The sequence below is a fragment of the Sphingomonas sp. genome (assembly GCF_040398505.1).
Classification (GTDB): Bacteria; Pseudomonadota; Alphaproteobacteria; order Sphingomonadales; family Sphingomonadaceae; genus Sphingomonas.
On sequence record NZ_JBBATX010000075.1, the window covers coordinates 1 to 13,488 of the forward strand.

Annotated in this window: 12 protein-coding genes; 6 read left to right on the forward strand and 6 right to left on the reverse strand. The window is 66.8% G+C overall.

Annotated elements, in window-relative coordinates; all coding sequences use genetic code 11:
* Positions 1 to 330, forward strand: a 330-nt coding sequence (locus tag ABWP09_RS10130; protein ID WP_353205022.1) for an SPFH domain-containing protein, incomplete at its 5' end; no start/stop codon positions are given.
* A 173-nt stretch (positions 331 to 503) separates the two neighbouring features.
* Here the strand turns inward: ABWP09_RS10130 and ABWP09_RS10135 are convergent.
* A complete protein-coding gene (locus ABWP09_RS10135) occupies positions 504 to 1,385 on the reverse strand; it encodes a DMT family transporter (RefSeq protein ID WP_353205023.1) in 882 nt (293 codons plus the stop codon).
* 211 nt (positions 1,386 to 1,596) lie between these two features.
* A complete protein-coding gene (locus tag ABWP09_RS10140; protein ID WP_353205024.1) occupies positions 1,597 to 2,571 on the reverse strand; it encodes a quinone oxidoreductase family protein in 975 nt (324 codons plus the stop codon).
* A 123-nt stretch (positions 2,572 to 2,694) separates the two neighbouring features.
* Here ABWP09_RS10140 and ABWP09_RS10145 point away from each other — a divergent pair, with 123 nt between their 5' ends.
* Genes ABWP09_RS10145 through ABWP09_RS10160 form a run of 4 tightly spaced genes read left to right on the forward strand, consistent with a single transcriptional unit; the run spans position 2,695 to position 5,667 of the window.
* Positions 2,695 to 4,119 (forward strand): aldehyde dehydrogenase family protein, encoded by a 1,425-nt coding sequence (locus ABWP09_RS10145; RefSeq protein ID WP_353205025.1) that lies wholly within the window; start codon positions 2,695 to 2,697, stop codon positions 4,117 to 4,119.
* A gap of 2 nt (positions 4,120 to 4,121) precedes the next feature.
* Positions 4,122 to 4,961: an ATP-grasp domain-containing protein gene (locus ABWP09_RS10150; protein ID WP_353205026.1), complete on the forward strand. Its 840-nt coding sequence runs from the start codon at positions 4,122 to 4,124 to the stop codon at positions 4,959 to 4,961.
* 29 nt (positions 4,962 to 4,990) lie between these two features.
* On the forward strand, positions 4,991 to 5,260 hold the full coding sequence (locus ABWP09_RS10155) for a hypothetical protein (protein WP_353205027.1): 270 nt from the start codon (positions 4,991 to 4,993) through the stop codon (positions 5,258 to 5,260).
* A gap of 2 nt (positions 5,261 to 5,262) precedes the next feature.
* The gene (locus ABWP09_RS10160) at positions 5,263 to 5,667 is read left to right on the forward strand and encodes a PIN domain-containing protein (RefSeq protein WP_353205028.1); all 405 of its coding nucleotides are present in this window, start codon (positions 5,263 to 5,265) and stop codon (positions 5,665 to 5,667) included.
* On the opposite strand, the gene ABWP09_RS10165 is transcribed toward ABWP09_RS10160, so the two are convergent.
* The 3 genes from ABWP09_RS10165 to ABWP09_RS10175 are packed head-to-tail and all read right to left on the reverse strand — an operon-like array spanning position 5,661 to position 12,068.
* On the reverse strand, positions 5,661 to 9,827 hold the full coding sequence (locus tag ABWP09_RS10165) for a translocation/assembly module TamB domain-containing protein (RefSeq protein ID WP_353205029.1): 4,167 nt from the start codon (positions 9,825 to 9,827) through the stop codon (positions 5,661 to 5,663). The genes ABWP09_RS10160 and ABWP09_RS10165 overlap by 7 nt on opposite strands.
* On the reverse strand, positions 9,824 to 11,812 hold the full coding sequence (locus ABWP09_RS10170; RefSeq protein WP_353205030.1) for an autotransporter assembly complex protein TamA: 1,989 nt from the start codon (positions 11,810 to 11,812) through the stop codon (positions 9,824 to 9,826). The genes ABWP09_RS10165 and ABWP09_RS10170 overlap by 4 nt, the downstream gene beginning before the upstream one ends.
* A 43-nt stretch (positions 11,813 to 11,855) precedes the next feature.
* The gene (locus tag ABWP09_RS10175; protein WP_353205031.1) at positions 11,856 to 12,068 is read right to left on the reverse strand and encodes a hypothetical protein; all 213 of its coding nucleotides are present in this window, start codon (positions 12,066 to 12,068) and stop codon (positions 11,856 to 11,858) included.
* A gap of 184 nt (positions 12,069 to 12,252) precedes the next feature.
* Between ABWP09_RS10175 and ABWP09_RS10180 the strand changes: the two genes are divergently transcribed.
* Positions 12,253 to 12,435, forward strand: a complete 183-nt coding sequence (locus ABWP09_RS10180; RefSeq protein ID WP_353205032.1) for a hypothetical protein — start codon at positions 12,253 to 12,255, stop codon at positions 12,433 to 12,435.
* Positions 12,436 to 12,438: 3 nt separating this feature from the next.
* Here the strand turns inward: ABWP09_RS10180 and ABWP09_RS10185 are convergent, their stop codons facing one another.
* Complete coding sequence (locus ABWP09_RS10185; RefSeq protein WP_353205033.1) at positions 12,439 to 13,305, reverse strand: 23S rRNA (adenine(2030)-N(6))-methyltransferase RlmJ; 867 nt, start codon at positions 13,303 to 13,305, stop codon at positions 12,439 to 12,441.
* Positions 13,306 to 13,488: the final 183 nt, after the last annotated feature.

Sequence of the window (13,488 nt, forward strand, 5' to 3'; positions counted from 1 at the left end):
TCGACCTGCATCCGCTGGGGCGTCGAGTTCGACGCGGTCGAGATCAAGGACCTCGACATCCCCGCGCAAATGCAACGCGCCATCGCGCGCGAAGCCGAGGCGATCCGCGAGAAACGCGCGCGCATCATCAAGGCCGAGGGCGAGCAGGAGGCGGCGCTGAAACTGACCGATGCCGCCCGCATCATCGGCGAAGTCCCCGGCGCGCTCGAACTGCGCCGCTTGCAGACGCTCACCGAAATCGGCGTCGAGCATAATTCGACGATCATCGCGATGTTCCCGACCGAGATTCTGGAGGCAGCGAAGCGGATCGGGCTGGCACCGACGGTGTAGGGCATCGTGCCTTAGTTCTGACGCACCATAAATTCTGTTCGCCCTGAGCCTGTCGAAGGGCAGCGCGCCACATGTCCGGCGTCGCTTGGGGCACGCAGCCCTTCGACAGGCTCAGGGCGAACGGGATGGGGTGCGCCGAGTGCGCGCACTTTACTCCAGCACGCGCGCGCCCCTCACGCCCGCTCCTGCGCCTCGGCGATCGGCGCGCGGCTCGGGCGCACCGCGACGATCAGCACGCCGAGCAGTGCCAGCGCCGCCCCGGCGATCATCCTGAGGTCGAGCCGGTCGCCGGTAATCAGCACGCCAAGCCCGATCGTGGTCAGCGGCGTCATCAGCGTCAGCGGCGCGAGCAACGTCGCCTCATAGCGCGCGATCAGCCAGTAATAGAGCGTGTGCGCGCAGACCGACACGATCAGCGCGGAGAAGATCAACGCCGCGACAAACGGCCATCCCGCCGCGATCGAGCTGGATGCTTGGTTATGTTCGAACAGCGCCGAGGCCAGCCCGAGCGGCACGACCGCGGTCAGCCCGACCCACGCCTGAAAGCGCAGCGGGGCGACATGCTCCATCTGTTTCATCAAAATCGCGCCGAGCGACCCGGCAAACGTCGCGCCCAGCACCGGCAGCAGCCCCGCCGACACCGCAAAGCCCGGTCGCCACACGACGAGCAACACCCCTGCCAGCGTCAGCGCGATGCCGAGCCACCGCCGCCAATGGATTTGCTCGCCGAGGATCAGGATCGACAGTAAGGTGGTGATCGGCACGCCCGCCTGCAGCACGACCGCCGCGCTTGATGGCGACGCCGTCTGCAACCCCAGAAACAGCAATGCGAAATTGCCGCCGCCCATCAACGCGCCGACAGCCACGATCCGCCACGCCGGGCGCGGCATCGGGCGTAACCACGGCAGCGTCACCGCCAGCACGATCGCAAAGCGCGCGGCGGCAAAGAACAGCGGCGGAATGTGCCACGTGCCGACCACGACCTTGCTCAGCACATTGCTGAAGCCCCAGGTCAGGCACACGAACACGAGCAGAAGGAAATCACGAAAGCGCATCGCGGCGTCTGTGGGGGTAGTGCTGCGGCTTGGCTAGAGCTGGATGCGCTGAAGTTGGCGAAACCCAATCCCGTTCGCCCTGAGCCTGTCGAAGGGCTGCGTGCCACACATCCGGCGTCTTGTTTGGCTCACAGGGCTTCGACAGGCTCAGCCCGAACGGGAGTTGGGTCTGCGTAAGATTTAGAAACGAAGCGATAGACGATTTGCGCCCTCACACCATCAGCACCGTCGCCCCCCGCGTCGCGCCCGCCTCAAGCGCGCGGTGCGCCTCGGCCACATCCTGCAGCGCAAAGGTCTGGCCGATCTCGGGCACGATCGCCCCCTGGCGCAGCATCTCGAACAGCCGCGCGGTGCCGTCGCGGCGTTCCTCGGGCGTCGCGTAATAATGGAACAGCGTCGGGCGCGTGACGAACAGCGATCCCCTGGTTGCCAGCACGCCGATATCCACGCCCGTCACGCGCCCCCCGGCATTGCCGTAGCTGACGATCAGCCCGCGCGGGGCGGCACTCGCCAGCGAAATGTCCCACGTCGCCAGACCAATGCCGTCAAACACCACCGGCACGCCCGCGCCGCCGGTCATCTCGCGCACGCGAACGGCGACATTTTCGGTCTTGTGGAAGATGACATGGTCGGCGCCCGCCGCCTTGGCCTGCGCGGCTTTCTCGGCGCTGCCGACCGTGCCGATCACCGTCGCGCCAATCGCCTTCAGCCAGCCGACGAGCAAATGCCCGACCCCGCCGGCGGCGGCGTGGACCAAAACGGTCTGCCCCGCCTGCACGTGCGCGCAGCGTTCGACCAGAAATTCGGTGGTGCACCCCTTCAGTAGAAGCGCAGCAGCAGTGGCATCGTCGACATCATCCGGCAACGGCAGCAACGATGCCGCGCTCACATTGCGCGCGGTGGCATAAGCGCCGAGTGCGGGGCCGAAGGTGCCGACCCGGTCGCCCACCGCGAAGCCGCTGACCCCCTCCCCCAAGGCCTCGACCACGCCGACCGCCTCGGTGCCCAGCCCGCTCGGCAGCGTGACCGGATAGACGCCGCTGCGGTGGTAGACATCGATGAAGTTCAATCCGACCGCGCTATGGCGCATCCGCACTTCGCCTGGGCCGGGATCGGCCAGCTCGACATCGACCCATTGGATCACCTCGGGCCCACCGGTCGCCTCGATCAAAACTGTGCGCGCCATCGTCTCGCCTCCATGCTGGACCGCCATACCCTAGCCATCATGCGTTTCGGGTTGCAACCGATCTCGCTGCACGCCATTTAGCAGCCACGTACCGAATGTTCGAAACATCCCAGGAGAGCCGCGATGAAAAGCTACCTCAAACAGTATATCGATGGCGCCTGGGTCGACAGCGCGGGCGGCACGCGCCACGCGGTGATCGATCCGTCGACCGAACAACCGGTCAGCGAAATCACGCTCGGCTCGCAGGCCGATGTCGACAAGGCGGTCGCCGCTGCGCGCAAGGCGTTCGACAGCTATTCGCAGACCAGCGTCGCGGATCGCGTCGCGTTGCTCGAGCGGATTATCGAAGAATATAAGCTGCGTATGCCCGATCTGGCGGCCGCGACCAGCGAGGAAATGGGCGCGCCGATCGGTTTTGCCACCGCCGCGCAAGTCCCCGCCGGGCTCGGCCATTTCATCGGCACGCTCGCCGCGCTGAAGGCGTTCAGCTTCGAGGAAAAGGTCGGCAAGGCGCGCGTCGTGCATGAGCCGCTTGGCGTCGTCGCGATGATCACGCCGTGGAACTGGCCGCTCAACCAAATCTGCGCAAAGGTCGCGCCGGCGCTCGCGGTCGGCGACACGATGGTGCTGAAGCCGTCCGAAGAGGCCCCCGGCTGTGCCGTGATCCTCGCCGAAATTCTCGACAAAGCGGGTGTTCCCGCCGGCGTGTTCAACCTCGTCAATGGCGATGGCCCCGGCGTCGGCGCTGCGCTGTCGAGCCACAAGGATGTCGACATGGTGAGCTTCACCGGATCGACTCGCGCCGGGATCGCGGTCGCGCAGGCCGCTGCGGTAACGGTCAAGCGCGTGCATCAGGAGCTTGGCGGCAAGGCCCCGAACGTGGTGCTCGAAGGCGCCGATCTCGCCGCCGTCCTCCCGCCGACGATTCATGGCGTGCTGGCAAACAGCGGCCAAAGCTGCATCGCGCCGACGCGCCTGCTCGTTCACACCAGCCAGGTCGCCGATGCCACGCACGTGGTAAAGAGCATCTTTGAGGCGACCACGGTCGATGCCGCCAGCGTGATGGGCGCGCATATCGGCCCGGTCGTCAACAAGGCGCAGTTCGACAAAATCCAGGGCCTGATCCAGTCGGCAATCGACGAAGGGGCGACGCTCGTCACCGGCGGGACCGGCCGGCCCGACGGCCGCAATGCCGGGTACTTCATCAAGCCAACGCTGCTCGCCGACGTGACGCCCGAGATGCGCATCTACCGTGAGGAGACCTTCGGCCCGGTCGCGACGATCACCAGCTACAGCGATGGCGAGCAAGCGATCCAAATGGCGAACGACACCGAATATGGCCTGTCCGCGACGATTTCGGGCGATCCGGCGGCGGCGGCGAAGGTCGCACCACGGCTGCGCGCCGGGATGGTCACGATCAATGGCTGGGCAAGCGGCGGCGGCGCGCCGTTTGGCGGCTATAAGCAATCGGGCAATGGCCGTGAGGGCGGCAAATATGGGCTGGCCGACTTCATGGAAGTGAAGGCGATCATCGGCGAGCCCGCCTGAGCGTGGGCGACCGCGTCGATCTGCTGATGCCCGTTACGGGCAGCCCCTACGACGCGGTCGCCACCGATCTTGCCAAGCCGTTCCGCGCCGCTTTCGCAAGCGCCGGGATCACACTCGCCCCGCGCCCGTGGGATTTGGGGCCGGGCGATGGCGATGCGACGCTCGCACTGTTCGCCTGGGGTTATCATTTCGACGTGGCGCGCTGGGATGCGATGCTCGCGGCGTGGCCCGCCGACTGCCCGCTGTTCAACCCGCCCGCTTTGCTCGGCTGGAATACGCGCAAGACCTATCTGCTCGAACTGGCGGCGGCGGGCGTTCCGATCGTCCCGAGCCGTTTCGGCCACGCCGATGCTGCAAGCGTGGCGGCGGCGTTCGACGCGTTTGGCTGCGACGAGCTGGTGGTGAAGCCGCAAATCTCGGCGGGCAGCCACCAGACCGTGCGCGTGCGGCGCGGCGGAGCGGTCGCGCAGCTCGACGATGCGATCCTGCAACCCTTTTTGCCCGCCATCGCCGAGGAAGGCGAACTGTCGCTCTTCGCGATCGGCGGAAGCTTCAGCCACGCCGCGCGGAAAGTCGCGACCGGCGGCGACTTCCGCATCCAGCCGCAATTCGGCGGCCGCTTCACCCGCTACGAACCCGATGCCGAAGCGATAGCGGTGTTCGACACGGTGCTCGCCGCGTTACCCCACGCCCCGCTCTACGCCCGCATCGACCTCCTGCGCCGCGCCGACGGCCAGCTCGCGCTGATCGAGGTCGAGGCGATTGAACCCGATTTGTACGTCGAGCTCGAGCCGGAGGTCCCTGCGCGCTTGGCGGCGGCGTTGCTGGGAGCCCTGCACTAAGGTATATATCGCCTCACACGGAGGCCGACATGGGCGTAATTGAAAGCAGGACGTTCAAGAACGGCGACCAAGTGGCAGTCGTACTGCCCGACGCTCTTGGCATTCCGGCGGACTTTGCGCTCCGGCTTGAGTGGGAAGGCCAGACTGTGACGATGAGCCCCGCTTCCGAAGATATAGACGCCAAGCGGACCTGGGCCGAAGTGCTCGAAAAGCTCGCAGCACTCGGACCGGTGGGCGAAGTAGAAGTGCGGAATCCCGACATCTTCCCGGACCGCCCCGGCCTTTACAGCCCGCGCTAGTCTTGCCGTTCCTGATCGACACCAATGTCGCGATCGAATGGCGCGACGGGACGAGCGCGATCATCGCCGCCATCTCGAAACTGGCCGATCCGCCGCTTATCTCGATCATCACGAGGATCGAGCTCGAGGGCGGCGTTTATCGCGATCCATCCCACGCCGCGCTACGACGAAGTCGGCTGGACCTGCTGCTCACGACACTGCCGGTCCTTGACCTGCCAGAATCGGTGGCGGACCGCTATCGTGACATCATTGCCGCGACGGGCTTCTCGCGCAGACGCATCCTCGACCGCCTGATCGCCGCAACCGCGATCGTTCACGGCCTGACCCTCATCACGATCAACGGCACCGACTTCGCGGACATCCCCAATCTCAAGCTTGAAATCTGGCCAGCGCCCCGCGCTCAATAATCCCTCGATACTCGCAAGTTCGCGCTTTGCCGCCCCAGCGTCGAGATGCTCGACAACACCGATAGCCAACGCGTCACCTGAAACTCCACCTGCGTCGCGGAATAGCCCGCACCGTCGGTGACGATCTCGGCATAGAAACGCCGCGTGATATATTTGCCCGCCGCGATCGACGTGCCTTGCCCCGTCGTCGGATCGGCCGAGACGATGCGCAACCGATCGAGCCCGGCCACGCGCCGTACCGCGTTGATCGGGTCGAGCCCGCCTTTGCCATTCTGCAACGCCGCCACCGCCGAGGCGAGTTGCAGCGCCTCCGGCGCCGACAATTTGGTGATCGACGTGCCGAACAGCAGCCGCGACAGCAATTCGTCCTGCGGCAGGGCAGGCACGCTGGCGAAGGTGATTTCGGGCTTGAGCGCCGGGCCGGTCACGTTGATCGACGCGTTCAGCCCGGTGGCATTGGCATTGGCGACGATGTCGAGCGCCGGATTGGCGGGCACCTCGCCGGAAAAGAGAATCTTGCCGCGTTCCAGCGCGAAGGTCCGCCCCGCGAAATCGTAATTACCGCGGACCAGATCGGCGCGCCCGGTGATCGCCGGGTTATCGGGTGCGCCACCGATCATCAGATCGGCCGACCATTCGCTGCGCAGGCCGAGCCCCGTCACCAGCACTTGATTGGCTGCGCGTGCCTTGATCGCCAGCGTCCACGACACGCGTGGCGTATCATCGCCCTCATCGTCGCCGGGGACGTTAATCTCCCGGATGTTGAGCTGCGGCACCGCGCTCGCCGCACTCGCCTGGCCGAGCCGATAGCGGCTCTTGTCGAGCCGCAAATCACCCGAAATCGTCCCACCCGCGCCGTCCGAGCGGAAGCGCAACGGCCCGGTGACGGTCGCACCGATATCGTCGCGCGCAATCATCACCGCGCGCTCGGCCTGCACCGTCAAATCGAGCCCGATCCCGTTGGTGGCGGCGAAATCGAAGCTGCCCGTGCCGGTAACGCGCCCGCCCTTGCCGGCGTCCGCCGCAAAGCGATCGAGCGTCAGGCGCGATCCGGCGAATTGCCCGCCCGCCTGAACGTTGGTCAGCACCGTCCCCGTCACCGGGCTCTCGATCTTGGCGCCATTCGCTTGCACGACGCCCTTGATTTGCGGGTTGGCGACGGTCCCGCCGACATCGGCGCCGATTGCGACCGGGCCGGTCAAGTCGAACAGTTCGACCCCGCTCAGCCGCCACAACGTATCCGCCGCGCCATCATAGCGAAGCTGCGCGAAGACGCCGGCATTCTGCACACGCGTCGCGAGATCGCCCCCGCCGGGCAAGGTCAGCAGCATCTGCGCGCGCCCCACGGTCTTGCCGCCGGTTGCCGCAATTGCGCGCGCGGCGATGCGGTCGGCCGATAACAGCCCCGAGATGCCGACATCAACCGGGCGCGACGACAGGATCAGCCCCGATCGCGTTAGCCCGCGCACCGTCATGTCGATCTTGCCGGTCGGTGCCGCCCCGCCGCCTTGCGCGTAGGAGAGCGTGCCCGAGGCACTGCCGCCGAGCCCCAATCCCGGATAGCCAATGTCAAGAATCGACAACGGCATCCGCGCGAGCGTCGCGTCGATCGCGCTCGTTTTACCGGTAAAACGCCCTGAGAGCTTGGCATTGCCACCAGCGAAGCTGAGATCGGTCGGGGCAAGCCGCCAGCCATCACCATCGCGCGAGAAGACCGCCGGAGTGGCCAGCCTCAATGGCCGCCGGTCGAGCGTGCCCTGCGCCGACACCGCATACCGGTCGGGCGTCACCTGGACGACCGACTGGATATCGAACGCCCGCCCGCGCGATCCGGCGATCGATGCGGTGATGCTCCCGGTGCCGCCGCGCAAGCTCGCGCGCGCCGCGAAGCGCCCGATCATCAGCGACCCGCGCCGCAACCCCGCACCCGTCAAGCTCGCTTCGACCGTCGTCCCCGCCGGATCGAGCAGCGTGACCAGATCGAGATGCGCGCGCCGCACCGTCACTGCCTCGGTCAGCTTGGCCGCGGTCGCGTCGAGATGCGCCTCGATCCGCTGAGTCTCGCCAACCGGGCGGAACAGCAATTCCCCGCCAAGGCCACCGCCCGCGACGCCAAGCCGTCCATCGAACCCGCCGCTGACAATCGCGAGCGCGCCCTTGGCATGCGTGCCGCTCACCGCCAGATCGGCGATCGCAATCGTTCCCCCGCCACCCTTGGGCAGCAGGATCGCGCCGTTGCCGGTGAAATCCCCCAGCCGCGATCCGCCGCGCGCGGTGAAGGCGAACCCCTCCGCCGTCGGATCGAGATGCGCGACGACATCGCTTAGCCCCATCGTCTCGTTCGGCCGCTTGAACACCAGATCGAGCGTCGGCCGGTCGATCTTGCCGTCGAGCTTGAGCGTCAGCGGGCCGTACGTCGCTTGCTGGCCGACGCCCTCAAAATGGAACGTCCCGTCGCGCCGCCGGATGCCATTGCCGGTGATGCGGATTTGCGGCGCGGTCAGCACCAGATTGTTGAGGTGCAGCACGCCATCGGGCGTCCGCTCCAGCCCGGTCACCAGCCGCGGCAGACCGCCCGCGAGCGAGCGGAAGAAGGCATTGTCGAGCGTCAGCATCTGCGCGCTGCCTTGCCCGGCCACACGCGTGCCGCGCCCGCCCGGCCCCGGCACGACCTTGAGCATCGTCTTGACCTCGACCAGCCCTAGCCCGGGGATCAGATAGCGTCCTAATCCACCATTGATTCCAATATCATAACGCCCATCGGTGAGATCAACCAACAGGTTGATCCGCCCGTTCAATGTGTCCGACGACAGTTTCAGATCGTCGCCGGTGATGAGTTTCGCCGTCACGCGCAGCACGCCGTCGAGCGTCAGATTGCGCAAAATCCCGCCCGCGACATCGCCGACCCCCGTCACGCGCGCGGCGGTGAAACGGATCGGCACGAGGACCGGTGTCTTGGAAAAACGCCCGCGTCCGCCCGCCCGCGCATCCTCAAAGCCGATATTGTCGAACGCGAAGCGCTGCGCGGTCAGGCGATAGTCGAACGCGGCGGTGGCAAAGGTCCCGTCGAGGATCGCGCGCAAGTCGATCGCGCGCCCGGTCATGTTGGGGAACAGCGCCGACGGCTGGAGCAGTGTCGCGTGGAGCCGGACGGTGCGATACGCGCTCGCGGCCAGATCGAGCGTCCCGTCGGCAGTCACCGCCAAAGCGGCGGAGCGCAGCGACAGAGTCCCCGTCAATTGCCGGTCAATCAGCGTGCCGCCGCCTTGCACCAGCACGCGCGGCGCAGTCAGCCGTTGAAGCTTGCCCTTTGCGAGCGGCGACGGCCTCAGCACCCCCGACACTGCATAGCGGCCCGCCTGATTGGACACCGTCAGATCGGCGAGCCGCACGCTCCCGACATCGGCCACCGCCGCGCCACGCCACGCCGCCCAGCTGCCCTTGCCCGCCACATCGAGCGCGATCGGCTTGGCCAAGCCCGACAGCTTGGCAAGCACGCCGCGCCCGCTCCCCCGCGCTTGCGCCGTCAGCTCCAAGCGATTGCGATCGGGCTCGGCGTCAAGATGGACGCGCACCCGGTCGCTCCCCGCTACCACTGCCGCAAGATCGATCAGCGCGCGGCCCGCATGAATATCGGCGCGCGCTTGCAGTCGCCCGACGCGCGGCACCCCGGTCACGGCCGGCCCCACGATCAGCCGGTCGATCGCCAGTGAGGCGATCCGGATATCGAAGCCCGGCAGGATCGGGCTTTTCTTGCCCGACGGCACCACTGCGGGCAGCCGCACCAGCGTCGCGCGCGGCACGTGCAGGCTGGTGATATCGAGCCGATTGACGAAATAGCGCAGCGGCGCCCAGTCGAGCTCGGCGCGCGGCGCGGCAAAGACCAGCCCCTTGGCGTCGCGCACGCGGACGTCGATCAGCACCGCCTTGCCGTAGATCGACCCGTCGATCCGCCCGATGCTGTAGCGCAGGCCATTGGACGGCTTCATCCCGGCGATACTGTCGGTCAGCAAACGATGGCCGATGCTGGTGTCCATCATTCCCAGCGCGGCCAGCGCGAGCAGCACCGGCCCCGCTACCGCACCAAGCACGATCCGCCCCCAGCGGCGGCGCTTGACCAGCGCTGCGGCAGGCACGGGCGGGGCCGCCGCCTCGCTCAAAATGCTTGCCCCAGCGAGACATAGACCGCGACGCGCGGATCGCCCTTTTGCGGGTTGAGCGGGGTTCCGACATCGATGCGGATTGGCCCGAAATTGGAATAATAGCGCACGCCAACCCCGGCCCCGAAGCGCAGATTGTTGACGCTCGGCAACGTCCCGGTCGAGATATTGCCGCCATCGAGGAACGGCACCAAGCCGAAATTGCCAAACGCCTTCACCCGCGCCTCGATCGAGAATTCGGCGAGACTGCGCCCGCCAATCGGCACGTTATTGGGGTCGCGCGGGCCGATTCCCTGATAGCTATAGCCGCGCACCGAGGCGCCGCCACCGGCATAGAAACGCCGCGACGGCGCCACCGCATCGCGCGGCGCGCCCGCGATCGTGCCGAGCCGCACGCGCCCGGCGAGCACGGTGCCGCGCGCCACCGTGCGATACCCGCTCGAATCAAGCTGCACGCGGGCATAGGCGAACGCACTGCCCTCCAGCGACACTTCGGGCGACAAGCGCCCGCTCAACCGGAAACCGCGCGTCGGATCGAGCAGATCGTCCGATCCGTCATAGCTGAGCGTCGTCGGCAACGCGCCGATGAAATAGATCCGCCGCCGCGGCGCACCGGTCGTGACGATCACGTCGCGCTCTTCCGACGCCAGCACTTCGCCGCCGAGCGACCAGGTCCATTCCTTCTGGAAAAAGATGTTGGTTTGCCGCTCCAGGCTCCCCGCCAGCGCAAAGGTCCGCGCCTGATAGGCGTCGCGCGTCAGATTGGACGCGGTCAGCGACCCCGTCAGGATGCGGTCGCGCCCGTTGAAATTGTTGCGGCGGAAGATGACACTCGCCAATTGTTCGCGCGTGCCGAGCACCCCGCGCACCGTCAGCGCGCCTTCGGGCGGGAACAGGTTGCGGTGCGTCCAGCTGATCTCGGCGCGCGCGCCCTCGCCCGTGCCGTAACCGAGCTGCCCCGCGATCGTGTGCGGCGGTGCGGGTTCGAGGCCGACCGCGATATCGACCGTACCCGGTGCCTTGCCCTCGACCGGCTCGACCTTGACCGTCGAGACCAAACCGGTCTGGATCAGCGCGCGGCGCAAATCGACCAAAGCCGAGGCATCATACGGCGCGCCGGGGGCAAAGCGCGCAATGTCCTGCACATGCCGCGCGTCGAACAGGCGGGTGCCCGAGGTCATCGTCACCGCGCCGAAGCGCCGCACGCCACCCGGCACCACCGCCATGTCGAGCGTCGCGGTGCGCGCGGCGCGATCGACCACGATTTGCGGATCGCCGATCACCGCAAACGGGAAGCCGCCATCGGCGATGCTTTTGCGCAAACTCGTCTCGCCCGCTGCCACCGCATCGGCATTGACCGCATCACCCGCCGTGACGCCGAACGATGTACGCAAAGCGCCGGCTTTGTCGCCGGCCGCATCGATCCCGGCGACGGTAACGCCCTGAAACGTGTAGAGCACGCCCGGCTCAGCATCGAGCACGACCAGCGGCCGCGTCGCATTGGGTTCGATCCGCGTCGCCACGCGCGCATCGTAATAACCCTCCGATCGCAGCAACGTCGTCAGCAAGGTCGCATCCTCGCGCGCGCGACGGTCGAGCTGCGCGGCGTTGGCGCTGTCCTTGGCATTGGCCTTCAGCGTCGAGAGTTGCGCGAAGCGATCCTTGAGCAAGCTGCTCGCCACCGCATCAATCCCGTCGACGCGATAGTCATAGCGCGTATCGCCGGTCAGCGCGGCCCGTGCCTGCGGATCGGCGGGTTCCTCGGGGGCCTTGGACAGGTCCGGCCAGGCGACGCCGAGCCCGGGCAGCTCGGCAAGCGGCGATTGCGGGTCGAGTTGCCCCACTAAGGAAGGCGATGCAGACGGTGTTACTGTTGGCGGATCGGCCGGGCGCACTTGCGCTACGGCACCGGTGGTGGCGCATCCAGCATAGAAAATTCCGGCGGCGACAATGAACACGCCCCGCCGCTCGACCGACAACGCCATGCCCCGCTCTAGGGTCGTGGCGCGTAACCGGCAATGCCCGCGATCAGTGAACCGTGCCGATCGCGCGCTCGACCGAAAGTAGGATAATCAGCCGCTCGATTTGCCGCCAGCGGCAGAAATGCAAATAATTGCCCAGATCGCGACTGCGATCCGCCCGCGCCGCCGCTTCCAGCCCGGCTTCATCGCCGAACATCGTGATCAGGTCGGTCGCATCGGTCAATTCGGCGCGGTTGGCGAGATACGGCATATACGACATTGAAACTCCGCAAGAACTGGCCCCGACGTGGGCGGTGCGGAGCATTTCCATCACGCTTTGTGCCATATAGCGCGGAATCGCGCGCGGCGGCGGATCGTAACGGTTAACGTGACGCCGCACGCTGGCCCGCCGCTCCCGCGATGGGACGCTGGCGTCCTGCGGCGGGACATGGCACAGCGCTGCGATGGCTCGTACCTCCCCCCCCCGCTACCCCCTCGCCGGCGGCGCGCTCATCGCGATCGGCTCGATTGTCGGCACCGCCATCGGCCTGTTCACCGCGATCGGCCCGACGCGCGGGTTCCTGATCGGGCTGGGCGCAGGCGTGGTGATTTCGTGCGCGATGTGGGTGATCGATTTGCGGAAATAGCGGTTAGGGTAGCGGGGCTGGGATATCGCCCAACCAATCGGTTGCGATCTCGCCCCTATGCCCCGCTGGCGCCAGCGCGGCGCGCAGCGCCTCCAGCAGCGGCGGCAGTCCTTCCGTGAAGGCGTAGGGCGGGTTGACGATGTAAAGGCCCGCGCCGTTATAGATGTCGGGCTGATCGCGATCGTACAACCAATGCTCCACCCACAGCAATTTCGGAATGCCGAGCTTTCGTACCTGCTCCTTCCACCGCCAATGTGTGGCGCGGTCTTTCAGCGGATACCAGATCACCGTCACGCCATGCGCCCATTTGCGGTGCGCGGCGGCAAGGGTGGCTGTGATCCGGGCGCGTTCGTCCGGCTGCTCATAAGGCGGGTCGACCACCACCACGCCGCGCGGCGTGCGGGGCGGCAGCATTGCCAGCCAAAGCTCGTAGGCGTCGCGCTCATGCACAGCGGCGGATGTGCCGCGCATCGCGCCGCGCAGGGTATAGACGTCTTGGGCATGTTTTTCGTTCAGGATCAGGAAATCCTGTGGGCGGAGAAGCTGCGCCAGAATCCGCGGCGAGCCGGGGTAGAGCTGCGGCTCGGCCCCGACATTCACCGCCTGCCCGCCATTCACTGCCTGAACCACTGCGCGGTAGTCGTTCAGCACGGGGTTCGGGTCGGCAAACGCCCGCAGCACGCCCTGCGTGGACTCGCCGGTGCGTTGGGAATCCTCGCCGTTAAGATCGTACAGCCCGCTGCCGGCATGCGTGTCGATCAGGGTCAGCGCGCTCGGTTTGTGCTGCAAGGCCCGCACAAGGGCGATCAGCAGGCAATGCTTCACGACATCGGCGCTATTGCCGGCATGGAAGGAATGGCGATAATTCATGGTGATTCAAAATCCTGACGATCTGCCTTTATACGCGCTGCTGGGCGCGGAAGCCGAGCGCGCGGTCATTGAAGCAACCAATCCGGTGCTCGTAAAGAGTCGGGCGAAAACCTTTACAGCACTTCCGCGTCAGGCCTTGGGGCCCGCGTCAGCGATCGCCACCAGAGGCAGATAGTGCCCCGC

Coding starts and splice junctions, on each gene's coding strand:
- ABWP09_RS10135 (WP_353205023.1), bottom strand. CDS start 1,385: ATGCGCTTTCGTGATTTCCTTCTGCTCGTGTTCGTGTGCCTGACCTGG.
- ABWP09_RS10140 (WP_353205024.1), bottom strand. CDS start 2,571: ATGGCGCGCACAGTTTTGATCGAGGCGACCGGTGGGCCCGAGGTGATC.
- ABWP09_RS10145 (WP_353205025.1), top strand. CDS start 2,695: ATGAAAAGCTACCTCAAACAGTATATCGATGGCGCCTGGGTCGACAGC.
- ABWP09_RS10155 (WP_353205027.1), top strand. CDS start 4,991: ATGGGCGTAATTGAAAGCAGGACGTTCAAGAACGGCGACCAAGTGGCA.
- ABWP09_RS10170 (WP_353205030.1), bottom strand. CDS start 11,812: ATGGCGTTGTCGGTCGAGCGGCGGGGCGTGTTCATTGTCGCCGCCGGA.
- ABWP09_RS10175 (WP_353205031.1), bottom strand. CDS start 12,068: ATGTCGTATATGCCGTATCTCGCCAACCGCGCCGAATTGACCGATGCG.
- ABWP09_RS10180 (WP_353205032.1), top strand. CDS start 12,253: ATGGCTCGTACCTCCCCCCCCCGCTACCCCCTCGCCGGCGGCGCGCTC.
- ABWP09_RS10185 (WP_353205033.1), bottom strand. CDS start 13,305: ATGAATTATCGCCATTCCTTCCATGCCGGCAATAGCGCCGATGTCGTG.